The organism is Kitasatospora sp. NPDC057223 (genome assembly GCF_042669755.1).
GTDB lineage: Bacteria > Actinomycetota > Actinomycetes > Streptomycetales > Streptomycetaceae > Kitasatospora.
The window spans coordinates 25270-47808 of the sequence record NZ_JBHUWW010000049.1; the positions used below are offsets into that span (position 1 = coordinate 25270).

16 protein-coding genes are annotated in these 22539 nt (G+C 73.3%); 13 read left to right on the plus strand and 3 right to left on the minus strand.

All coding sequences use genetic code 11. From position 1 onward, the window contains the following. Positions 1 to 21 precede the first annotated feature (21 nt). The 4 genes from ACFUK0_RS18920 (at position 22) to hflX (ending at position 5736) form a co-directional block, all read left to right on the plus strand. Positions 22 to 525, plus strand: coding sequence for a hypothetical protein (locus tag ACFUK0_RS18920; protein ID WP_380251552.1), 504 nt, complete (start codon positions 22 to 24; stop codon positions 523 to 525). Between the two features lie 59 nt (positions 526 to 584). Continuing rightward, on the plus strand, positions 585 to 1493 hold the full coding sequence (dapF, locus tag ACFUK0_RS18925; RefSeq protein WP_380251554.1) for a diaminopimelate epimerase: 909 nt from the start codon (positions 585 to 587) through the stop codon (positions 1491 to 1493). A gap of 252 nt (positions 1494 to 1745) precedes the next feature. Beyond that, positions 1746 to 4121 carry a RelA/SpoT family protein gene (locus ACFUK0_RS18930; protein ID WP_380251594.1) on the plus strand — a complete coding sequence of 792 codons (2376 nt, stop codon included), beginning with the start codon at positions 1746 to 1748 and terminating at the stop codon, positions 4119 to 4121. 109 nt (positions 4122 to 4230) lie between these two features. Continuing rightward, positions 4231 to 5736: a GTPase HflX gene (gene hflX / locus ACFUK0_RS18935; RefSeq protein WP_380251556.1), complete on the plus strand. Its 1506-nt coding sequence runs from the start codon at positions 4231 to 4233 to the stop codon at positions 5734 to 5736. Positions 5737 to 5830: 94 nt separating this feature from the next. On the opposite strand, the gene ACFUK0_RS18940 is transcribed toward hflX, so the two are convergent. Both ACFUK0_RS18940 and ACFUK0_RS18945 read right to left on the minus strand, forming a co-directional pair. Then, positions 5831 to 7006: a trypsin-like serine peptidase gene (locus ACFUK0_RS18940; RefSeq protein WP_380251558.1), complete on the minus strand. Its 1176-nt coding sequence runs from the start codon at positions 7004 to 7006 to the stop codon at positions 5831 to 5833. A gap of 70 nt (positions 7007 to 7076) precedes the next feature. Then, positions 7077 to 8249 carry a trypsin-like serine peptidase gene (locus ACFUK0_RS18945; RefSeq protein WP_380251560.1) on the minus strand — a complete coding sequence of 391 codons (1173 nt, stop codon included), beginning with the start codon at positions 8247 to 8249 and terminating at the stop codon, positions 7077 to 7079. 399 nt (positions 8250 to 8648) lie between these two features. Here ACFUK0_RS18945 and ACFUK0_RS18950 point away from each other — a divergent pair, with 399 nt between their 5' ends. Genes ACFUK0_RS18950 through ACFUK0_RS18970 form a run of 5 tightly spaced genes read left to right on the plus strand, consistent with a single transcriptional unit; the run spans position 8649 to position 16560 of the window. Further along, positions 8649 to 10547, plus strand: coding sequence for an IucA/IucC family protein (locus ACFUK0_RS18950; protein ID WP_380251562.1), 1899 nt, complete (start codon positions 8649 to 8651; stop codon positions 10545 to 10547). Next, positions 10439 to 11191 (plus strand): GNAT family N-acetyltransferase, encoded by a 753-nt coding sequence (locus ACFUK0_RS18955; protein WP_380251596.1) that lies wholly within the window; start codon positions 10439 to 10441, stop codon positions 11189 to 11191. The genes ACFUK0_RS18950 and ACFUK0_RS18955 overlap by 109 nt, the downstream gene beginning before the upstream one ends. Before the next feature lie 37 nt (positions 11192 to 11228). Then, complete coding sequence (locus tag ACFUK0_RS18960; protein ID WP_380251564.1) at positions 11229 to 12626, plus strand: lysine N(6)-hydroxylase/L-ornithine N(5)-oxygenase family protein; 1398 nt, start codon at positions 11229 to 11231, stop codon at positions 12624 to 12626. Further along, entirely contained in the window at positions 12604 to 14442 is a 1839-nt protein-coding gene (locus tag ACFUK0_RS18965; RefSeq protein WP_380251566.1) for an IucA/IucC family protein, read from the plus strand. The genes ACFUK0_RS18960 and ACFUK0_RS18965 overlap by 23 nt, the downstream gene beginning before the upstream one ends. Positions 14443 to 14454: 12 nt before the next feature. Then, positions 14455 to 16560 (plus strand): ATP-dependent DNA helicase, encoded by a 2106-nt coding sequence (locus ACFUK0_RS18970; RefSeq protein WP_380251568.1) that lies wholly within the window; start codon positions 14455 to 14457, stop codon positions 16558 to 16560. Positions 16561 to 16675: 115 nt separating this feature from the next. On the opposite strand, the gene lexA is transcribed toward ACFUK0_RS18970, so the two are convergent. After that, the gene (gene lexA / locus ACFUK0_RS18975; protein ID WP_380251597.1) at positions 16676 to 17467 is read right to left on the minus strand and encodes a transcriptional repressor LexA; all 792 of its coding nucleotides are present in this window, start codon (positions 17465 to 17467) and stop codon (positions 16676 to 16678) included. A gap of 406 nt (positions 17468 to 17873) precedes the next feature. Here lexA and nrdR point away from each other — a divergent pair, with 406 nt between their 5' ends. The 4 genes from nrdR to ACFUK0_RS18995 all read left to right on the plus strand — a co-directional run bounded on the left by nrdR (position 17874) and on the right by ACFUK0_RS18995 (position 22469). Then, on the plus strand, positions 17874 to 18371 hold the full coding sequence (gene nrdR / locus ACFUK0_RS18980) for a transcriptional regulator NrdR (protein WP_380251570.1): 498 nt from the start codon (positions 17874 to 17876) through the stop codon (positions 18369 to 18371). A 227-nt stretch (positions 18372 to 18598) separates the two neighbouring features. Beyond that, positions 18599 to 21493: a vitamin B12-dependent ribonucleotide reductase gene (locus tag ACFUK0_RS18985; protein WP_380251572.1), complete on the plus strand. Its 2895-nt coding sequence runs from the start codon at positions 18599 to 18601 to the stop codon at positions 21491 to 21493. A 159-nt stretch (positions 21494 to 21652) separates the two neighbouring features. Then, positions 21653 to 21892, plus strand: coding sequence for an RNA polymerase subunit sigma-70 (locus ACFUK0_RS18990; RefSeq protein ID WP_380251574.1), 240 nt, complete (start codon positions 21653 to 21655; stop codon positions 21890 to 21892). Position 21893: 1 nt separating this feature from the next. Next, positions 21894 to 22469 (plus strand): Clp protease N-terminal domain-containing protein, encoded by a 576-nt coding sequence (locus tag ACFUK0_RS18995; RefSeq protein WP_380251576.1) that lies wholly within the window; start codon positions 21894 to 21896, stop codon positions 22467 to 22469. The last annotated feature ends 70 nt before the right edge of the window (positions 22470 to 22539 follow it).

The window sequence follows — 22539 nt, forward strand, 5'->3', positions numbered from 1 at the left end:
CGAACTGTCAGGGGAGGCCGCGTGTCGACGGGTACCGGCCCCGAAACCGAGCAGCGGATGAGTGCCACCACCGAAACCGCCGAAACCGGCAGACCGGCCCTGGCCGAGCTCCCCGACCTGCCGCCCCTCGACGGGCCCTCCGCCTTCGCACTGGCGCTGCCCACCCTCGACGACCTCGGCCCGACCGGCGTGGTGCACGAGCGTGAGATCCGCCCGCTGCGCAGACTCCGCTGGTGGCAGAGCCTCCCGATCGCGCTGCTCGCCGCCCTCGGCTCGCTGATGTTCGGCTTCCCGCTCGCCTTCGGCTCCGGCGGGGCGATGGTCGGGATGCTCGGCCTGCTGCTCACCGCCGCCTCGGTCGGCTGGGGCGCGATGGCCGCCCGGCACGCGGGCTACAAGTGGCCCGGCCTGCCGCGCCGCGGTTCGGGCCTGCGGGCGGACTGGCGGGCCATCGTGGTCTACACCCTGATCGCCCTGCTCTCCTTCGCGCTCGCCGTCTGGCGGGTCGTCCACCTGCACGGTTGAGCCCGGCACGCCCGGCCGCTCGTGGCAGGGCCGCCGCGGCTCTCGGTACCATCGTCCGTGTGAGCGAATCCCCGTTGCAGCTGGCCGGCCTCCCGTTTCTCAAGGGGCACGGCACCCAGAACGACTTCGTCATCCTGCCCGACCCCGACGGGCGGCTGACGGTCGGCCCGGAGGCCGTCGCCGCGCTCTGCGACCGGCGGGCGGGCATCGGCGGTGACGGGCTGCTGCGCGTGGTGCGCTCCGCCGCCGACCCGGCCGCCGCACACCTGGCCGGCGAGGCCGAGTGGTTCATGGACTACCGCAACGCCGACGGCAGCATCGCCGAGATGTGCGGCAACGGCGTCCGGGTCTTCGCCCGCTACCTGGTGCACGCCGGCCTGGCCGAGCCCGGACCGCTGGCCGTCGCCACCCGGGCCGGCGTCCGGCAGGCCCGCATCGCGGCCGACGCCGCCGACGGCACTCCGGGCGAGGTCACCGTGGACATGGGCAGCGCACTGCTCCCCGGGCCGGCCGCCGTCGAGGTCACGGTGGGCGGGCGGAGCTGGCCCGCCCGCAACGTGAACATGGGCAACCCGCACGCGGTCGCCTTCGTCGAGGACCTCGACCAGGCGGGCGACCTGCTCACCGCGCCCCGGACCGCTCCGGACGGCGCCTACCCCGACGGCGTGAACGTGGAGTTCGTCGTCGACCGCGGCCCCCGGCACGTGGCCATGCGGGTGCACGAGCGCGGCTCCGGCGAGACCCGGTCCTGCGGCACCGGCGCCTGCGCGGTCGCCGTCGCCGCGGCCCGCCGCGACGGCGCCGACCCGGCGGTCACCGGCGAGAGCGTCGCCTACACCGTCGACCTCCCCGGCGGGCGCCTGGTGATCACCGAGCACCCGGACGGCCGGGTGGAGATGACCGGCCCCGCCGTCATCGTCGGCAGCGGCGTGCTCGACGCCGACTGGGTCGCCACCGCCATGCGCTGACAGCGGTCCGGACCGCCGCCGCGAGCCCGGGCGGCGGGCGGTTTGCCCATTTCGTTCCGCCCCGAATCCCCCCGATCGGGTGATCCCGATGACGGAAGGGAAGCGGGGCATCGCGGAACGTGCTGTGCTCGGTAGCATGGACCACCGGGTCGGCAGTCGCTCCGGTGATCGCTGCCGGAGGTGCCGATGACCATCGAAGCCGGGCAGCCCGAGACCGGGCAGCTCAGTGCCGCACAGCCGCTCGGTGCCGCACTGTCGGGCGCCCTGACGTCCGGTGCGCTGACGCCTGGTGCGCTGACGCCGAGTGCGCCCCGAGCCGCCGCGCCGAGACCCGCCGCCGCGCGGCCCGCCGAGCCCAGACGACCGCTCGGCGGCCGCGGCCGGGCCGCCCTCGGCCGCGCGGGCCGGGCGGCGCTGCTCGCCACCGGCCGCCAGCCGGTACCGGACGCCATCGAGCCGCTCGTGCAGGCCCACCGCCTGCACCACCCGCAGGCCGACCTCGGACTGCTCGGCCGGGCCTACCGGACGGCGGAGGCCAGCCACCGCGGCCAGATGCGCAAGAGCGGCGAGCCGTTCATCACGCACCCGCTCGCCGTCACCATGATCCTGGCCCAACTCGGCGCCGGGACGACCACCCTGGTCGCCTCGCTGCTCCACGACACCGTGGAGGACACCGAGGTGACGCTCGATCAGGTCAGCGCCGACTTCGGTCCCGAAGTCGCCTACCTGGTCGACGGCGTGACGAAACTGGAGAAGGTCGACTTCGGCGCCGCCGCCGAGGCCGAGACCTTCCGCAAGATGCTGGTCGCCACCGGGGACGACGTCCGGGTGATGGTGATCAAGCTCGCCGACCGCCTGCACAACATGCGGACGATCCGTCACATGAAGCCCGCCAGCCAGGTCCGGATCGCCAAGGTCACCCGGGACGTGCTGATCCCGCTGGCCGAGCGGCTCGGCATCCAGGTGGTCAAGGCCGAGCTGGAGGACATCGTCTTCGCGACCCTCCACCCCGAGGAGCACGCGCGGACCCGGGCCCTGGTCACCGCGCACGAGGCCGACCCCGACGTGCTGCTCCAGCCGTTCGCCGCGGCGCTGGCCCGCCAGCTCGCCGAGGCCGGGGTGGCGGCCGAGGTCACCGTCCGGCCCCGGCACGGCGTCTCCGTCCACCGGCTGATGGTGAAGCGCACCGGCGCGGCCGGCCCGGACGGGCTGCCGCAGGGCCTGCACCCCGCCGACTTCGGCCGGCTGCTGGTGGTCGTCGAGGAGAACGCGGACTGCTACGCCGTGCTCGGCGAGCTGCACACCTGCTGGACACCGCTGCCCGGCGAGTTCAAGGACTTCGTGGCGGCGCCCAAGTTCAACCTGTACCAGTCCCTGCACACCGCGGTCGCGGTGGACGGCGAGGTGGTCGAGGTGCTGGTGCGCACCCGGCAGATGCACCGGGTCGCCGAGACCGGCGTGGTCGCCCTGGGGGACCCGCACCAGCCCGGCGGCCAGCCGGCCGGCCAGGCGGCGGGCCAGCAGCCTTCCGGCCAGCCCGCACGCGACGAGCTGGACCGGACGGACCCGGCCCGGCCCGGCTGGCTCAGCCGGCTGCTGGAGTGGCAGCAGGAGACCCCGGACCCGGACGCCTTCTGGTCCACCCTGACCGCCGAACTGGCCGGCGACCGCGAGATCACGGTCGTCACCGAGGCAGGCGAAACGCTTCAGCTACGCGCCGGGGCCAGCTGTGTGGACGCCGCGTACCTGCTCGGCGAGGAGACCGGCCACCGATGTATCGGGGCCCGGGTCAACGGCCGGCTGACGGCGCTCTCCACCCTGCTGGAGGACGGCGACGTGCTCGGCGTCCTCACCGACGGTGCGGCCGGCCCGGGCGGGGCCGCCGAGCCCTCCGGCCCGGCCCCCGAGTGGCTGTCGTACGCCCGCACCCCCGGCGCGCGGCTCGCCATCGAGCGCTGGCTCGCCGACCATCCCGCCGGCGCGCCGGTGGTGCACACCGGTCCGTCGGCGGGGCAGCCCGCCCCGCAGGCACCGCCCGCGGCCGGCCGGGGGGCGTCCCCGGTGGCGGTCGCCGGGCTGCCGGGGGCGCCCGTCCGGCTGGCCCGCTGCTGCACACCCGTCCCGCCGGACGAGGTCACCGGCTTCGCGATCCGCGGCGGCGCCGTCACCGTGCACCGGACCGGCTGTCCGGTGGGGGAGCGGATGAGCGACGGCGGCCGCGAGGCGCTCGCGGTCACCTGGGTGGCGGACGCCGTGCCGCCGTCCGGCTACCGCGTCACCCTGCAGGCCGAGGCGCTCAACCGCCCCCGCCTGCTGGCCGACCTCACCGCGGTGATGTCCGCCGAGGGCATCGGCATCGTCTCGGCGGCCGTCGAGCCGCCGCAGGAGCTCAGGGTCCGCCACACCTACACGATCGAACTGCCCACCGCGGGGACGCTTCCGCTGGTGATGCGCGCGATGCTGCGGGTCTCCGGGGTGTACGACGTCTGCCGGCCGCAGCCGGCCGGTGCCGGAAATACGGATGACCCCTTCCCGCAGGCCGTGCGACCATCATGGGGAATTCACGGCCCGGCCGCGGCGTTCTCAGGACGTAGAAGCGTTACTGGCACCCGCGGGACCGAGGGGTAGCTCATATCCCGCCCGGAAGGTAGACGGGGCGGCAGCTGGGCAGACTCCACGTGCGACCGTCCGGTACGGTCGCGCGACGGCCATCCGCACCAGCAAGCCAAAGGACAGAATGACCTCCACGTTCGAAACCCGCGACCAATCCAGTGACTCCTCCCGTCGCCTCGGCGACCTCCGGGCCGAGGCCCTGATGGACGAGGACCTCGCGGCCATCGACGAGGATCTCGACCGCCACTACGACGGCGACCAGTACGACCGCAGCGACCGCGCCGCCCTGCGCCGCGTCGCCGGACTCTCCACCGAGCTCGAAGACGTCACCGAGGTCGAGTACCGCCAGCTCCGCCTGGAGCGGGTGGTGCTCGTCGGCGTGTGGACGGACGGCACCATCGAGGAGGCGGAGAACTCGCTCGCCGAGCTCGCCGCCCTCGCCGAGACGGCCGGTTCCGAGGTCCTGGACGGCGTGATCCAGCGCCGCGACAAGCCCGACCCGGCCACCTACATCGGCTCCGGCAAGGCCCGGGAGCTGCGCGACATCGTCGCGGCCACCGGTGCCGACACCGTGGTGTGCGACGGTGAGCTCACCCCCGGCCAGCTGATCCAGCTGGAGGACGTCGTCAAGGTCAAGGTCGTCGACCGCACGGCCCTGATCCTCGACATCTTCGCCCAGCACGCCAAGTCCCGTGAGGGCAAGGCGCAGGTCTCGCTCGCGCAGATGCAGTACATGCTGCCGCGGCTGCGAGGCTGGGGCCAGTCGCTCTCCCGGCAGATGGGTGGTGGCGGCGCCGGCTCCTCCGGTGGCGGCATGGCGACCCGTGGTCCCGGTGAGACCAAGATCGAGACCGACCGTCGCCGGATCCGCGAGAAGATGGCGAAGCTCCGCAAGGAGATCGCCGACATGAAGAAGGGCCGCGACACCAAGCGCCAGGAGCGCAAGCGCCACCAGGTGCCGTCCGTGGCCATCGCCGGCTACACCAACGCCGGCAAGTCGTCCCTGCTCAACCGGCTCACCGGCGCGGGCGTCCTGGTGGAGAACTCGCTGTTCGCCACCCTGGACCCGACCGTCCGCCGGGCGCAGACCCCCAGCGGCCGGGTGTACACGCTGGCCGACACCGTCGGCTTCGTCCGGCACCTGCCGCACCACCTGGTCGAGGCCTTCCGCTCCACCATGGAGGAGGTCGCCGACGCCGACCTCATCCTGCACGTGGTCGACGGCTCGCACCCGGAGCCGGAGACGCAGCTGGCCGCCGTCCGCGAGGTGATCGTCTCGGTCGACGCACAGAACGTGCCGGAGGTCGTCGTGATCAACAAGGCGGACGCCGCCGACCCCGAGGTCCTGCAGCGCCTGCTGCGCCGCGAGCCGCACGCCATCGTGGTGTCGGCCCGCAGCGGTCTGGGCATCGAGGAGCTGCTGCGCCTGATCGACGACGAGCTGCCGCGCCCGGCCATCCAGATCGAGGCGCTCGTCCCGTACACCCGGGGCGACCTGGTCTCCCGGGTGCACGCCGAGGGCGAGCTGCTCTCCACCGAGCACACCGGCGAGGGCACGCTGATCAAGGCGAAGGTGGCGGCCGAGCTGGCCTCGGAGCTGGAGCGCTTCGCCGTGGTGACGCAGGGCTGAGCAGCCCTGCGAATGACGCGACCGCGGGCCCCGATCTCCACCGAGACCGGGGCCCGCGGTCCGTTCCCGCGCTGCCGTGTTGCCGCAGGCCGGGCTACTTCGCGGTCCTGCTGAAGTACTCGAAGGCCTGCTTCGCGTTGTCCTGCAGCGACGGGCCGGCCATCCAGGTCGGCTCGTCCACCGGGCCGATCGAGTTGACGCTGATCAGCGCGGGCCTGCCGTCCCTGGTGACGAACCAGCCGCCGCCGCTGGAGCCGCCGGTCATCGTGCAGCCGATCACGTACATCTCGGGCCGGGCCCGGTCGAAGGACAGCGCGGCCGGCCGGACGGCGGAGTCGCAGTGGTTGAGCTCCATGCCGTCGAACGGCTGATCGGCCGGGTAGCCGTAGGAGAAGGCCGAGGTGATCTGCTCCCGCGGGGCGTTGAACCAGATCGGCACCGAGCTGCCGACGGTCTCCTCCAGGGACGTGTCGCCGCCGTTCTCGTTCCTGACCTTGATGATCCCGTAGTCGAACTGGTTGTTGGCGCCGACGCCGCTCTCCTTCACCCAGGTCGGCGAGACCAGCGCACCGGTGGCCACCCAGCGGCCGTACGGCGACACCTGGGCCTCGGTGTACTTCCGGCCCCGGCCGGCCAGGCCGTCCCGGTTGTACAGCGGCACGAAGGTGATGTCCTTCAGCCAGCCACCGCCGGTGCCGTCGTGCAGGCAGTGCGCCGCCGTGTACACCAGGTTGCTGCGCCCCGGGTTCGCCGGGTCGGTGACCACGGTGCCCGAGCACATCGACGCGCCCTCGGGGGTGGTCATGAAGATCTTGCCGAGGACGGCCGCGTTCCTGCCGTACGGGTGCGTGGCCGCCTTCGCCGGGATGGCGGCCGGCGGACGGAAGTCGGAGCCCGCCGAGTGGGTGGACAGCTTCGGGGTCTCCCGTCCCTTCGCCTCCTCCATCCTGGCCGCGTCCCAGAAGCCCTTGACGACCTCGTTCCTGAAGACGTTGTCGTCGACGAACCGGCGCCAGTCGTCGGGCTTCCAGTTCGCGATCTCCCGCAGGCCGGTCGGCAGCACCAGGCCGGGCTTCGCCCCGGCGGTGGCCGTCGAGGCCGTGGCGGCCGGCGCTCCCGTGGTGGAGGGCGCGGCGTCGGCGCTGTTCACGCTGCCGTCCGGTTCGCACCCGGTGGCGGTGAGGACGACGGCGGCGGCCAGGGCCGCGCAGGCGAGGCCCCTCCGGTGCCGGATCGGCCTTCTGCGGCTGTCGGTGGGCTCGGTAGGCAAGGTTCTTCGGTTCCCCGTGGTCGTCGGATCTCGCGGAGCGGCGGCGGTGCGGGCCGAGCGGCCGGGGCGGCTACTTCTTGGAGATGTAGTCCAGGGCCTGCTTGGCGGTGCTCTCCAGGTAGGGGCCGCTCAGCGAGGTGTGCTCGATGGTGCCGATCGAGGTGTTGCTGACCAGTGCCCTCCGGCCGTCCGGCATCGTGGCGAACCAGCCGCCGCCGCTGGAGCCCTGGGTCATGTCGCAGCCGATGGTGAGCATCGAGGGCCGCCCGGCGTCGAACGAGAGCCGGGACGGCCGCCCGCCGTCGCACCGGTACAACTCCTGCCCGTCGAAGGGCTTGTAGAGCGGGTAGCCCCAGGCCGAGACGGACAGCGCGTCGCGCGGGGCGTCGAACCAGACCGGCACGGCCGAACCGACCGTCTCCTCCAGCGACCTGCCGCCGCCGTTCTGGTTGTGCACCCGCATGATCGCGAAGTCGTACTGGCTCGCGGAGTCGCCCGTCCCGCCGCCCTCGGCCGTCCACTGCGGCGACGGGACGACCTTGTCGGCCCACCAGGTGCCCAGCGGCGCGAGCTTGTCCAGCGGCGCCTTCCGGCCGCTGCTGGAGGCGCCGGAGTCGTTGTACGCGGGGACGAACACGAGGTCCTTGAAGAACGTCCCGCCCTTGCCCTGGTGCACGCAGTGGCCCGCCGTCCACACCAGGTTGCTCTTCCCCGGGTGCGCGGGGTCGGCGATCACCGTGGCCGAGCAGTTGCCCCGGCCGCCGTCGGCGCTGAAGAACACCTTGCCGGACGGCTGCCCGGTGTACGGCCGGGCGACCGGCGCCGCCTTGACCACGGCGGGCTCCGGGTCGTTGGCGCCGCTGTCCGCGGCCGGCGCGGCGGTCGGCGGAGCCGGGTCGGCGGGCTTGGAGTCGCCCATCTTGTCCGGGTTCCAGAAGTCCTTGACGACGGGGTTGTTGAAGACGTGCTGGGAGGCCCAGCTGTCCCAGTCCTCGAACTTCCACTTCTTCAGGTCGTCCCAGCTCTTCGGCAGCCCGTCCAGCAGACCGGTCGGCAGCCCCGTCGGCAGCGTCACCCCGCCGATCACTCCGCTGATCAGAGCGCCGTTCGAGGCGGTCGCCGGCGGTGGCTGGGCGCCGCCGCCGGCCGCGCCCGGCCCGCAGGCGCTCACGGTGAGGAGTGCCGCGGCGGCGAGGGCCGCGGCCGCGCCGCGCCTGCGGCCTGATCGGCGGATCGGTGACATGGCTTCGCTTCCCCCGTAGTTCGACTCCCGGCACCGGCCGGCCCGGCATCGGCCGGCGGCTCGTGGCACCGGACACGGTGGAGTCTTCCACCGGGCATCAGGACGGCGCAGCACGCCCCCCGGGTTGCGGCCATGACGCAAGGTCACCGTTCTGTGATGTGGGCCCGGCGGGCGACCCGCTCGCCAGTACGGCCGTGATCGGCGGGCCGCTGTCTCGTTGGAACAGGGCGGGTTCCCTCCTCAGGGTGAGTAACCCCCGCTCTTCACCCCAACGAGTGAGCCGTCCTTGTGATCACCCTTCGCAGGTAGGTAACCCTTACCTGACGCACGGTGAGAGGTGTCCGCCAGACGCCCCCCGACCTGCCGCGCCCGCAGCCCCACGCGCACCAAGGAGCAGCCTTGAGCACCGCCCTCACCGGAGCCCCGACCGTCGTTCCGCATCTGCCGGAACAGGCTGCCCCGCGCCGACCGGCCCCCGAACGGGAGCAGACCGAGCAGGACCGCGCCGAACGGTCCCGGCCGGAGCACGCGCAACCGGACCGCCTGCTGCACCACGACCCGGCCGTCGCAGCCGAACAGGCCGCGCTGGAGGCCCTGCTGCGCTGCTGGGCGAGGGAGACCGGTGTCGCCCCGGGCCCCGACGGCCGGCTGCGGATCGCCGTGCTCGGCGGTGCGGCCGCGCTCACCGTCCCCGTCCGGCACTGGTCGGCCTGCGGCTGGCACCGCTTCGGCGCCGCCACCCTGACCGCCGGCTACGACGCCGCCACCGCGCCGACCGGGGCGCCGGCCGCACCCGTCGACGCCGTCACGGCCGCCGCACTGCTCGCCGCGGCCGCCGCCGACCGGCCCGACCCGGGCCGGATCGCCGACCTCGCGGCCCGCGTCGCCGACTCGGTGAGCCGCACGGCCGACATCCTGGCCCACCGCAGGCAGGCCCCGCCGCCGGCCGCCGGCGAGCGCCCCGCCACGCCCTTCCTGGCCGCCGAACAGGCCCTGCTGCTCGGCCACCCGCTGCACCCGACCCCGAAGAGCCGCGACGGCCTGGGGCCGGCCCAGAGCGCGGCCTACTCCCCGGAGCTGCGCGGCTCCTTCCAACTGCACTGGTACGCCGTCGACCGCGACCTGCTGGCCGCCGGATCGGCACTCGCCGAGAGCGCCGAGCAGCTCACCGCAGGCCTGCTGGCCGCCCCGGGCCTGCTGCCGCCCGGCGCCGCCGCCCTGCCGCTGCACCCCTGGCAGGCCCGCGAACTGGCGCTGCGCCCCGCCGTCGCCGCCCTCCTCGCGGACGGCGGCCTGCACGACCTGGGCGCGCACGGCGACCCCTGGTACCCGACCTCCTCCGTCCGGACGGTCTACCGCCCCGGCACTCCCTGGATGCTCAAGCTGTCGCTCGGACTGCGGATCACCAACTCCCGCCGGGAGAACCTCCGCAAGGAGCTTCACCGGGGCCTGGAGGTGCACCGGCTGCTGGAAGCGGGGCTCGGCGGCGAGTGGAGCGCGGCCCACCCCGGCTTCGACATCGTCCGCGACCCGGCCTGGATCGGCGTCGACCTGCCCGGCGGCCCGGCCGACCCGAGCGGCCTGGACACCGTCCTGCGGCAGCAGCCGTTCGGGCCCGCTCAGCGCGCGCTGTGCGTCGCCGGGCTGGTCGCCGAGCAGCCACTCGGCCCGTCCGAGCACGTCCGCTCCCAACTCGGCGACGTCCTGCGGTCGCTGTCGCCGCGCTGCGGCCGGCCGCTGCAGACGGTGGCCACCGAGTGGTTCCTGCGCTACCTGGACGCGGTCGTCCTGCCGGTGCTCTGGCTGGACGGCCGGGCCGGCATCGCCCTGGAGGCGCACCAGCAGAACAGCCTCGTCCTGCTGGACACCGAGGGCTGGCCGGTCGGCGGCCGCTACCGCGACAACCAGGGCTACTACTTCCGCACCTCGCACGCCGAGCGGCTGCACGCCCGGCTGCCCGGTCTCGGCAGCGCCAGCGACACCTTCGTCGCGGACGACGTCGCCGACGAGCGGTTCGCCTACTACCTCGGCATCAACCACGTCCTCGGCCTGATCGGCGCCCTCGGCTCCCAGCGCCTCGCCGACGAGCGGATCCTGCTGGCCGCACTGCGCCGCTTCCTGGCCGGGCCGCGCGCCCGCGCCACCGGGTCCGCGCTGCCCGCCCGGCTGCTGGACTCGCCCACCCTGCGCTGCAAGGCCAACCTGCTCACCCGGCTGAACGGCCTGGACGAACTCGTCGGCCCGGTCGAGACCCAGTCGGTGTACGTGGACATCCCCAACCCGGTGGCCGCCGCGTGACGGCCTCCCCCCGTACGGGGGCGCGGGTGATACTGCCGCGCGCTCCCGCCGACCTGCTCGACGGCATCGCCCGCTGGGGCACCATGCCCACCGACGCCGGTGACTTCCGGCTGCGGCCGGTCCGCCTCACCACGGACCTGCCACTGCTCGCCGAGTGGATGAACGACCCCGAGATCGCCGCCTTCTGGGAGCTCGACGGGCCGCCCGCCACCACCGAGCAGCACCTGCGCGGGCAGATCGAGGGCGACGGCCGCAGTGTGCCCTGCCTCGGCCTGCTGGACGGCAGCCCGGTGAGCTACTGGGAGGTCTACCGGGCCGACCTCGACCCGCTCGCCCGGTACTACCCGGCCAGGCCGCACGACACCGGCGTGCACCTGCTGCTCGGCCCCTCCCGGGCCCGCGGCCGGGGCCTGGGCAGCCTGCTGATCGCCGCCCTGGCCGAGCGCATCCTGCAGGCCCGCCCCCGCTGCAACCGCGTCGTCGCCGAACCGGACGTGCGCAACCTGCCGTCCGTCCGGGTCTTCGAACGCGCCGGCTTCGAGTTCACCGCCGAACTCGACCTGCCCACCAAGCGCGCCGCCCTGATGATCCGCCGCCGGCCGGCGGCCGGCCGGCCGGTCCAGCCGCCGCCGACCATGCCCTGACCGCCCCTCGACTCCCCCCTAGGACACCCCCTCCTTCATGGACACACCCCCCTCCGCCCCCTACGACCTGCTCGGCGTCGGCATCGGTCCGTTCAACCTCTCGCTCGCCGCCCTCGCCGACGGGGCGGCCGGCCTGCGCACCCTGTTCTGCGAGGCCCGGCCGGAGTTCCGCTGGCACCACGGGATGCTGGTCGACGGCGCCCGGATGCAGGTGCCCTTCCTCGCCGACCTGGTCTCGCTGGTGGACCCGACCAGCCCGTGGTCGTTCCTCAACTACCTGCGCGAGCAGGGCCGGCTCTTCCCGTTCTACTTCGCCGAACGGTTCCAGCTGCCGCGCCGCGAGTACGACCACTACTGCCGCTGGGCCGCCGAGCGGCTGCCCGGCTGCCGCTTCTCCACCGAGGTGACCGCCCTGCACTGGTCCGGCGGCCTGTTCCGGGCCGAGCTGACCGACACCGGTACGGGGGAGCGCACCGTGGCGCACGCCCGCAACGTCGTCCTCGGCGTCGGCACCCGGCCCGTCCGCCCGGAGGCCTTCGCCGCCCTCGACGGGCACCCGGCGGTCTGGCACTGCACGGACTACCTGGAGCGCCGGCACACCCTCGACGGCGCCCGGGACATCACCGTCGTCGGCTCCGGCCAGTCCGGCGCGGAGGTCTTCCTCGACCTGCTGCGCCGGCGCGGCGAGGACGGCACCCGGCTGCGCTGGCTCACCCGGACCCGCGCCCTGGCGCCGATGGAGTACTCCAAACTCGGGCTGGAGCACTTCACCCCCGACTACACCCGGTACTTCCACGGGCTGCCGGGCGCCGTCCGCGACGCGCTCGTCCCCGCGCAGTGGCAACTGCACAAGGCCGCCAGCGCCGAGACCCTCGCCGAGATCCACGACCACCTGTACGAGCGCACCATCGGCCGCCCGGTCGGCGACGCCGCCGTCGAGATCACCCCGGGCACCGCCGTCACCGACGCCCGGCCGGGGCCCTGCGGCGGCTTCGAACTGCGCTGCCGGCACGTCGACTCCGGCGCCGAGCACGTCGTGCGCACCGACGCCGTGGTGCTCGCCACCGGCCACCGGGCCGCCCCGCCCGCCGCCCTCGAACCACTGGCCGCCCTGATCGACTGGGACGAGGCCGGCCGCTACCGGGTCGATCTGGACCATCGCGTCGCCACCCTCCCGGAGTTGACCGGCGGCCTGTACGTTCAGAACGCCGAACTGCACACCCACGGGGTCGGCACCCCGGACCTCGGGCTGGGCGCACACCGGGCCGCCGTCATCCTCAACGCGGTCGCGCGGCGCACGGTCCACCGGCTGCCCGGCCGCACCGCCTGGACCACCTTCGCCCCGCCCGCCGGCTCCCCGGCCCCCGCCGCCCCGCCCGCAACAGGCCTCCCGCGACCCCAGGAGTGGATCCGTGCCGCTGCAGCCAGCCGCTGAGCCGCCGCTGTACCTGCCCCCGCAGCTCACCCCGGAGCACTGGGCGCGGGCCCGCCGGGCGATGCTGGCCAAGATGCTCGGCGAGTTCGCGTACGAGGAGCTGATCGCGCCGGTCGCCGAGGACGACGGCCGCCACCGGCTCACCCTGCCCGGCGGCGTCACCTACCGCTTCGCCGCCCGGCGCGGCGCGTACGGCAGCTGGCAGGTCGACCCGGCCACCCTGCACTGCTCGCACGACGCCGACCTCGACCCGCTGCGCTTCCTCCAGTACTCCCGGCACGCGCTCGGCCTCGGCGGCGACACCACCGGGCACCTCGTCCGGGAGCTCACCGCCACCCTGCTCGCCGACGCCCACCAGCTCGCCACCGCACCGACCGCCGCCGAGCTGGCCGACCTCGGCCACACCGAGCTGGAGGGGCGCCAGGGCGGCCACCCCTGGATCGTCCCCAACAAGGGCCGGCTGGGCTTCTCCGCGGTCGACGCCGCCCGCTGGGCACCGGAGGCCAGGACGCCCCGGCCACTGCCCTGGATCGCCGTGCACAAGCGGCTCGCCACCTACCGGGGCGTCCCCGGCCTGGAGCACCCGGAGCTGCTGTACCGGACGGAACTGGACGACCCCGGCGCCCTGCGCGCGCTGCTCGGCGAGGCGGCCGACGACTACCTGCTGCTGCCCGTCCACCCCTGGCAGTGGGACGAGACCGTCGTGCCGCTGTTCGCCCCCTGGATCGCCTCCGGGGAGATCGTCCCGCTGCCCTCGGACGGCGACCTGCGGCTGCCGCAGCAGTCCATCCGGTCGTTCTTCAACGTGAGCCGCCCCGAACGCTGCACGGTCAAACTGCCGCTGGCGATCCTCAACACCCTGGTCTGGCGCGGCCTGCCCACCGAGCGCACGCTGGTCGCGCCCGCCGTGACCAGCTGGATCCACGGCCTGCGGGAAGGCGACGCGTTCCTGCGCGACGAGTGCCGGGTGATCCTGCTCGGCGAGATCGCCTCCGTCACCGTCGACCACCCGGTCTACCGCGAGCTGCCCGAGACGCCCTACCAGTACAAGGAACTCCTCGGCGCGATCTGGCGCCAGCCGCTCGGCCCCTTCCTCGACCCCGGGGAGCGCGGCCGCACGCTGGCCGCCCTGCTCCAGACCGGCTCCGACGGCCGGGCGCTGGCCGCCGAACTGATCGCCCGCTCCGGCCTCACCCCGCAGGAGTGGGTCGGCCGGCTGTTCGGCGCGATGCTGCCCCCGCTGCTGCACTTCCTGTACCGCTACGGCACCGTCTTCTCCCCGCACGGGGAGAACGCCATCGTGGTGTTCGACTCCGCGGACGTCCCCGTCCGGCTCGCCGTCAAGGACTTCGTCGACGACGTCAACCTCAGCGACCAGGACCTGCCCGAACTGCGCGGCCTCCCCGCCGAGATCAGCGGCGTCCTGCTGCGGGACGCGCCGGACTTCCTCTGCCAGTTCCTGCACTCCGGCCTCTTCATCGGCGTCTACCGCTTCCTCGCACCACTGCTCGACCAGCAGACCGAGCCCGGGCTGCAGCTGCCGGAGCCCGAGTTCTGGGCCCTGCTGCGGGCCGAGATCCTGCGCTACCAGGCGCGGTTCCCCGAGCTGCGGGAGCGTTTCGACCTCTTCGAGCTGTTCAGCCCCGCCATCGACCGGCTCTGCCTCAACCGCAACCGCCTGCTGCTCGACGGCTACCGGGACCGCCCGCAGCGCCCGCACGCCGCCGTGCACGGCCAGGTCGCCAACGCACTCCACCCCGGTGTGCTCGCGGCGATGCCCGGGCAGCGGAGCCGGATTGTCACCCCCGCGCCGTAGGGTGGGAGCGCGATGACGAACGACTCCCCACCCCAGCCCCCGCCCGGCGACGAAGACGCCGCCGAGGCCGCGCCCGCCTCCTCCCGCGCCCGGCTCCCCGAACTGCTGCACGCGGCGGTCGCCGCGGTCGGCGGCGTCGAGCGCCCCGGCCAGGTCCGGATGGCCGAGGCCGTCGCCGACGCCGTCGGCCACGGCGAGCACCTGCTCGTCCAGGCCGGCACCGGCACCGGAAAGTCCCTCGCGTACCTGGTGCCGGCGCTCGCGCACGGTGACCGGGTGGTGGTCGCCACGGCCACCCTCGCGCTCCAGCGCCAGCTGGTGGAGCGGGACCTGCCGCGGACGGTCGACGCCCTGCACCCCGTGCTGCGCCGCCGCCCGCTGTTCGCCATGCTCAAGGGCCGCTCCAACTACCTCTGCCTGCACCGCGCGCACGAGGGCACCCCGAGCGAGGAGGGCGAGGGCCTGTTCGACCCGGTCGACGCCCTGGGCGGCCCCGCCGGCAAGCTCGGCCAGGACGTCCTGCGGCTGCGCGACTGGGCGGACGAGACGGAGACCGGCGACCGCGACGACCTCACGCCGGGCGTCTCCGACAAGGCCTGGGCGCAGCTCTCCGTCACCTCCAGGGAGTGCCTGGGCGCGAGCAAGTGCGCGTACGGGCAGGAGTGCTTCGCCGAGAAGGCCCGGGAGCGCGCCAAGCTGGCGGACGTCGTCGTCACCAACCACGCGATGCTGGCGATCGACGCCATCGAGGGCGCACCGGTGCTGCCCGAGCACGAGCTGCTGATCGTCGACGAGGCGCACGAGCTGGTCAACCGGGTGACCGGTGCGGCCACCGCCGAGCTGACCGTGGGCGCCGTCAACCGGGCCGTGAAGCGGGCCGCGAGGCTCGCCAACGAGAAGGCCGTGGACGCCCTGCAGGCCGCCGCCGAGAGCTACCACGGGCTGATGGAGACGGCCCAGCCGGGCCGGGTCGAGGAGCTGCCCGAGTACCTCTCCTACGCGGTCTCGGCGATCCGGGACGCCGCCCGCCAGGTGATCACCTCGCTGGGGGAGACCCGCGACAAGTCGCTCACCGACGAGGACGTCGTGCGCAAGCAGGCGATGGCCTCCGCCGAGACGCTGCACGAGACGACGGAGCGGCTGCTGGCGGAGTCCGCCTGGGACGTGGTGTGGATCGAGCGCCCCGACCGGTTCGGGCTGGGCGCGGCCTCGCTGCGGGTCGCGCCGCTGAGCGTCTCCGGGCTGCTGCGGGAGAACCTCTACAAGGAGCGCTCGGTCGTCCTCACCTCGGCGACGCTGAAGCTCGGCGGGGACTTCAACGGCGTGGCCGCCTCGGTGGGCCTGCCGGGCGAGGGCCGGCTGGCGGACGACCGCTCCCCGCAGGAGCCGGAGCGCGAGCGCGGCGAGGACACCCCGCCGTACTGGCGCGGGATCGACGTCGGCTCCCCGTTCGCGTACCCGAAGCAGGGCATCCTGTACGTCGCGAAGCACCTGCCGCCGCCGGGCCGGGAGCCCGACCGGCCGGAGATGCTGGCGGAGCTGGAGGAGCTGATCGGTGCGGCCGGCGGCCGCACCCTCGGCCTGTTCTCCTCGATGCGGGCCGCTCAGGCGGCGGCCGAGGCGATGCGCGAGCGACTGGACAACAAGATCCTGCTGCAGGGCGAGGACACCCTCGGCGAGCTGATCCGGGACTTCGCCTCCGAGGCCACGGCCTGTCTGTTCGGCACGCTCTCGCTGTGGCAGGGCGTGGACGTGCCGGGCTCCGCCTGCCAGCTGGTGGTGATGGACCGGATTCCCTTCCCCCGGCCGGACGACCCGCTGATGAGTGCCCGGCAGAAGGCCGTCGAGGAGGCCGGCGGGAACGGCTTCATGGCGGTCGCGGCCACCCACGCGGCGCTGCTGATGGCCCAGGGCGCCGGCCGGCTGGTCCGCGCGGCGGACGACCGCGGCGTGGTGGCGGTGCTCGACCCGCGGTTGGCGACGGCCCGGTACGGCAGCTTCTTCCGCTCCTCGATGCCGGAGTTCTGGTACACCACCGACCGCAACCAGGTGCGCCGCTCGCTGGCGGCGATCGACGCCTCGGCGCCGGAGCCCAGGCCGGTCGCCAAGCGCGGCTGACCGCTCCTGCCCGGCCGGGCCGCACGACCCCCCGGCCGCACGACAGAGGGGGCTCCGGCCGTCGCCGGAGCCCCCCTCATCTGTCCTGCGGGGCGGTGCTGGTGGTGCTGCCGGGTCAGAGCCGGCGGAGCACCGCGACGACCTTGCCCAGGATGGTCGCGTTGTCGCCGGGGATCGGGTCGTACGCCGCGTTGTGCGGCATCAGCCAGATCCGGCCGTCCTCGCGCTTCAGGCGCTTGACGGTGGCCTCGCCGTCGATCATCGCGGCCACGATGTCGCCGTTCTCGGCCACGGGCTGGCGGCGGACGGTGACCCAGTCCCCGTCACAGATGGCCGCCTCGATCATCGAGTCGCCGCGCACGGTGAGTGCGAACAGCTCGCCCTCGCCGACCAGCTGACGCGGGAGCGGGAAGACGTCCTCGACGGTCTGCTCGGCGAGGATCGGGCCGCCGGCGGCGATCCGGCCGACCAGCGGCACGTAGGAGGTGGACGGGCGGCCGGCCGTCTCCGCGGTGTTGGGGCGGGCGACCTCGACCCCGCGGACCTCGTACGCCCGGGGGCGGTGCGGGTCGCGGCGCAGGAATCCCTTGCGCTCCAGGGCCATCAGCTGGTGGGCGACCGAGGAGGTGCTGGACAGGCCGACGGCCTGGCCGATCTCACGCATGCTCGGCGGGTAGCCCCGGCGCTGGACCGAGTCCCTGATGACCTCGATGACGCGGCGCTGGCGCTCGGTCAGGCCGGCTTCGTCGGTGCGGATGCCGGGGGGGCGGCCCGGCGCGGAACGGGTGGGGGCGGGGTGGCCGAGAGCGCCGTCCTGGGTGGCGGAGTGCTCGATCGACTGGTCGGGGACGCGGCCGACGCTGGTGACGGCCTGGCCGATGTGGCGGTGGTCTTCGCTACGGTCCATGCTGTGGTCCACACTCTGCTGGTTCGTGGTGCGCTGACCCACCTTGAGCTGGGAGTGCTCCTGCACCGGGATGGTGTTGCTTTCGATCGTGTTCACAGCGGCCCCTCTCGACGGATGTCCTCCCGTTTTCCAGCCCAACGGCACCACCTATCGAAAGGTTGCGCCAAACACACGTTCGAGTGAATTATTCGAGAGTTGGCGCACTCGATCAAGGCTTTGTTGTACATCGATTAAATGTTCGACTTCACAAGTCTAATCGGCATCGACACGCCTGGGGTCTCAGGTCCCCCCGAGAGCTAGATGTAGTGGCTACAGTCCTCCTCGTGGCCCACCAGTTGTGGTTGGGCCCCTCGGATCGCGTAGACTCGTCGGAGTCCACACGTCATGCCAGGGAGGGATTCCTCAGGTGCACTGCCCCTTCTGCCGGCACTCCGACAGCCGTGTCGTCGACAGTCGCACGACGGACGACGGCAGCTCGATCCGCCGCCGCCGCCAGTGCCCCGACTGCAGCCGTCGTTTCACCACGGTGGAGACGGCCGCGCTGATGGTCATCAAGCGCAGCGGCGTCACCGAGCCGTTCAGCCGGGAAAAGGTCATCTCCGGAGTCCGCAAGGCCTGCCAGGGCCGGCCGGTCACCGAGGACGCCCTGGCGCAGCTCGGCCAGCGGGTCGAGGAGTGCCTGCGGGCCAGCGGCAGCGCCGAACTCTCGACACACGACGTGGGGCTGGCCATACTCGGTCCGCTCAAGGACCTCGACGTCGTCGCCTACCTGCGCTTCGCCAGCGTGTACCGGGCGTACGACGGTCTCGAGGACTTCGAGGCCGCCATCGCGGAACTCCGCGCCGAGCGGCCCTTCGCCCTGGAGGACGGCACCCCCGTGCCGGCCCCCGCAGGTGCCGCCTGACCGCACCGGTCGCAACCGGCGGCACCGGAAGAACGACCGACCGCACCGACACGACGTACCGACCGGCCCCCCGGGGCCGAAGCGTGCCCGGAATCCGGGCACAGAACATCACAAACCGTGCACGAGCAGCCGGCACCCCCGGCGGCCGCACACCAGGAGAAGCGAACCAGCGGCACCCCGGAAGCAATGGGGTGCTCAGGGCGTTTGCCCAGGAGGAGGAGCGAGAAGTGACAGACACGACGAGCGGTTCCGCACGCGGGTCCAAGTCCGACAAGACGGCGAAGGGTGCCGGGAAGGCGCCCAAGGGCGGTCTGCGGATCGATCGCATCTACACCACTCCTGGAGTGCACCCCTACGACGAGGTGACCTGGGCGCGGCGCGACGTCGTCATGACCAACTGGCGCGACGGCTCGATCAACTTCGAGCAGCGCGGCGTCGAGTTCCCCGACTCCTGGTCGGTGAACGCGGTGAACATCGTCACCTCCAAGTACTTCCGCGGCGCCGTCGGCAGCCCGCAGCGCGAGTGGAGCCTCAAGCAGATCATCGACCGCGTGGTGCTCACCTACCGCGCCGCCGGTGAGAAGAACGGCTACTTCGCCGGCCCGGACGACGCCGAGATCTTCGAGCACGAGCTGACCCACGCCCTCCTCCACCAGGTCTTCAGCTTCAACTCGCCGGTCTGGTTCAACGTCGGCACCAAGCAGCCCCAGCAGGTCAGCGCGTGCTTCATCCTGGCCGTCGACGACTCCATGGAGTCGATCCTCGACTGGTACAAGGAAGAGGGCATGATCTTCAAGGGCGGCTCCGGCGCCGGCCTGAACCTCTCCCGCATCCGCTCCAGCAAGGAGCTGCTGAGCTCCGGCGGCAACGCCTCCGGCCCGGTCTCCTTCATGCGCGGCGCCGACGCCTCGGCCGGCACCATCAAGTCGGGCGGCGCCACCCGCCGCGCGGCCAAGATGGTCGTCCTGGACGTCGACCACCCGGACGTCGAGGCCTTCATCGAGACCAAGGTGAAGGAGGAGGAGAAGATCCGCGCCCTGCGCGACGCGGGCTTCGACATGGACCTCGGCGGGGACGACATCGCCTCCGTCCAGTACCAGAACGCCAACAACTCCGTCCGCGTCTCCGACGAGTTCATGACCGCGGTCGAGAACGGCACCGAGTTCGGCCTGCGCGCCCGGATGACCGGCGAGGTCATCGAGACCGTCGACGCGAAGAAGCTGTTCCGCAAGATGGCCGAGGCCGCCTGGGCCTGCGCCGACCCGGGCATCCAGTACGACTCGACGATCAACCACTGGCACACCTGCCCGGAGTCCGGCCGCATCAACGCGTCCAACCCCTGCTCCGAGTACATGCACCTGGACAACTCCAGCTGCAACCTCGCCTCGCTCAACCTGATGAAGTTCCTGCGCGACGACGACAGCTTCGACGCCGAGCGCTTCGCCAAGGTCGTCGAGCTGGTCATCACCGCGATGGACATCTCCATCTGCTTCGCCGACTTCCCGACCGAGAAGATCGGCGAGACCACCCGCGCCTACCGCCAGCTCGGCATCGGCTACGCCAACCTCGGCGCGCTGCTGATGGCCACCGGCCACGCGTACGACTCCGAGGGCGGCCGCGCGCTGGCCGGCGCCATCACCTCGCTGATGACCGGCACCGCCTACCGCCGCGGCGCCGAGCTCGCCGGCGTCGTCGGCCCGTACGACGGCTACGCCCGCAACGCCGCCCCGCACCGGCAGGTCATGAAGCAGCACGCCGACGCCAACAGCGCCGCCGTCGCCGTCGACGAACTGGACGCGCCGGTCTGGGCCGCCGCCACCGAGACCTGGCAGGACGTGCTGCGCCTCGGCGCGGAGAACGGCTTCCGCAACGCCCAGGCCTCGGTGCTCGCCCCCACCGGCACCATCGGCCTGATGATGGACTGCGACACCACCGGCGTTGAGCCCGACCTCGCCCTGGTCAAGTTCAAGAAGCTGGTCGGCGGCGGCTCGATGCAGATCGTCAACGGCACCGTGCCGCGCGCCCTGCGCCGCCTCGGCTACCAGCCGGAGCAGGTCGAGGCGGTCGTCGCCCACATCGCCGAGCACGGCAACGTGGTCGGCGCCCCGGGCCTGAAGCCCGAGCACTACGAGGTGTTCGACTGCGCGATGGGCGAGCGGGTCATCTCGGCGATGGGCCACGTGCGGATGATGGCGGCGATCCAGCCGTGGATCTCCGGCGCGATCTCCAAGACCGTGAACATGCCCTCCGTCGCCACCGTCGAAGAGGTCGAGGAGATCTACTTCGAGGCGTGGAAGCTCGGCGTCAAGGCGCTCGCCATCTACCGCGAGAACTCCAAGGTCGGCCAGCCGCTCTCGGCGAAGAAGACCAAGGCCGAGGAGGCCGCCGAGGCCGCCCCCGTCGTCCAGCAGATCGTCGAGTACCGCCCCGTCCGCAAGCGCCTCCCCAAGGGCCGCCCCGGCATCACCACCTCCTTCACGGTGGGCGGCGCCGAGGGCTACATGACCGCCAACTCGTACCCGGACGACGGCCTCGGCGAGGTCTTCCTCAAGATGTCCAAGCAGGGCTCGACCCTCGCGGGCATGATGGACGCCTTCTCCATCGCCGTCTCGGTCGGCCTGCAGTACGGCGTGCCGCTGGAGACGTACGTCTCGAAGTTCACCAACATGCGCTTCGAGCCGGCCGGCCTCACCGACGACCCGGACGTGCGGATGGCGCAGTCGATCGTCGACTACATCTTCCGCCGCCTGGCGCTGGACTTCCTCCCGTTCGAGACCCGCTCGGCGCTCGGCATCCACTCCGTCGAGGAGCGTCAGCGGCACCTGGACACCGGCTCCTACGAGCCGCTGGAGAACGACGAGGAGCTGGACACCGAGAGCCTCGCCCAGTCCGCGCCGCGCTCCGCCGGCCGGGCCGCCGAGCCGGTCTCGGCCCCGTGGCCGGCCACCGTCGAGCCGCCGAAGGCCGCCCCGGCCCAGGCCCACAACTCGACGGAGCTGATGGAGATCCAGCTCGGCCTGAACGCCGACGCGCCGCTCTGCTTCTCCTGCGGCACCAAGATGCGCCGCGCGGGCAGCTGCTACCTCTGCGAGGGCTGCGGCTCGACCAGCGGCTGCAGCTGACCGGCAGCCGCGCCGGCCGGGTGAGTCCGCGCCGGTGAACTGACGCTCCGCGCGTCCGAGAGGGAGTCCGCCCCATGGGGCGGACTCCCTCTTCGCGTGCCGGGTCCGAGCTTGTCAACCTAGATTGACAGCCTTCGACTGTCAATCTAGGTTGACACCATGAGCGATACCAAGGAGCTCGCGGCAGCCGCGAGCAGTCGTGACCCCGCCGTGGGGCTGCGGGCGGTCCGCGCCCTGCGCGACCTGGCGGACCGCCTGGAGGACCTCCAGGTCGGCAGCGCCCGGGGCCAGGGGTGGTCCTGGCAGGACATCGCGGTCTGCCTGGGGGTCAGCCGGCAGGCGGTCCACAAGAAGTACGCCAAGCGCGGTTTCGACGGGTTCGACAAGGACGGAGGCTGAGATGTTCGAGCGATTCACCGGGGCCGCGCGCCAGGCGGTCGTCGGGGCGCGGGAGGAGTCGGCCGCCCTGAGGCACGGGCACATCGGCACCGAGCACCTGCTGCTCGGCGTGCTGCGACAGGCGGACGACCCCGCCGCCGCCGTACTCGTCGACGCCGGGCTCGACCTGGCCACCGCGCGGGCCGCGGTGGCCCGGCTGCTCGGCGGCGGCGACGACGCCGAGGCACTGGCCACGATCGGAGTGGACCTGGACGCCGTCCGGGAGGCGGTCGAGGCGGCCTTCGGCGAGGGGGCGCTGGACGGGCCGCAGGCGCCGCCCGAGTCGCGCAGGCGGAGCTGGTTCAAGGGGGAGGGCGCCGGTCGCATGCCGTTCACCGGCCGGGCGAAGAAGACCCTGGAGCTGTCGCTGCGCGAGTCGCTCCGGCTGGGCTCCGGCGAGATCGCGGTGGGTCACCTCGTCCTCGGGCTGCTCCGCGAGGGCCGCGGGCTCGGTGCCCGGGTGATCGTCGACCACGGGCTCGATCCCGCCGCGGTGGGCCGCGCGGTCGAGGCCGCGCTCGTCCGTCCGGCCGGGTAGCAGGCGCCCGGTATCCGCGCCGCCCGGCATCGCCCGGCATCGATCGGCATCGACGGGCACGGGCCGCCAG

Excerpts from the sequence above, each read along its gene's own strand:
- hflX (WP_380251556.1), top strand. The coding sequence starts at position 4,231 with ATGACCTCCACGTTCGAAACCCGCGACCAATCCAGTGACTCCTCCCGT.
- ACFUK0_RS18945 (WP_380251560.1), bottom strand. The coding sequence starts at position 8,249 with ATGTCACCGATCCGCCGATCAGGCCGCAGGCGCGGCGCGGCCGCGGCC.
- ACFUK0_RS18960 (WP_380251564.1), top strand. The coding sequence starts at position 11,229 with ATGGACACACCCCCCTCCGCCCCCTACGACCTGCTCGGCGTCGGCATC.
- ACFUK0_RS18970 (WP_380251568.1), top strand. The coding sequence starts at position 14,455 with ATGACGAACGACTCCCCACCCCAGCCCCCGCCCGGCGACGAAGACGCC.
- lexA (WP_380251597.1), bottom strand. The coding sequence starts at position 17,467 with ATGGACCGTAGCGAAGACCACCGCCACATCGGCCAGGCCGTCACCAGC.
- ACFUK0_RS18990 (WP_380251574.1), top strand. The coding sequence starts at position 21,653 with ATGAGCGATACCAAGGAGCTCGCGGCAGCCGCGAGCAGTCGTGACCCC.
- ACFUK0_RS18995 (WP_380251576.1), top strand. The coding sequence starts at position 21,894 with ATGTTCGAGCGATTCACCGGGGCCGCGCGCCAGGCGGTCGTCGGGGCG.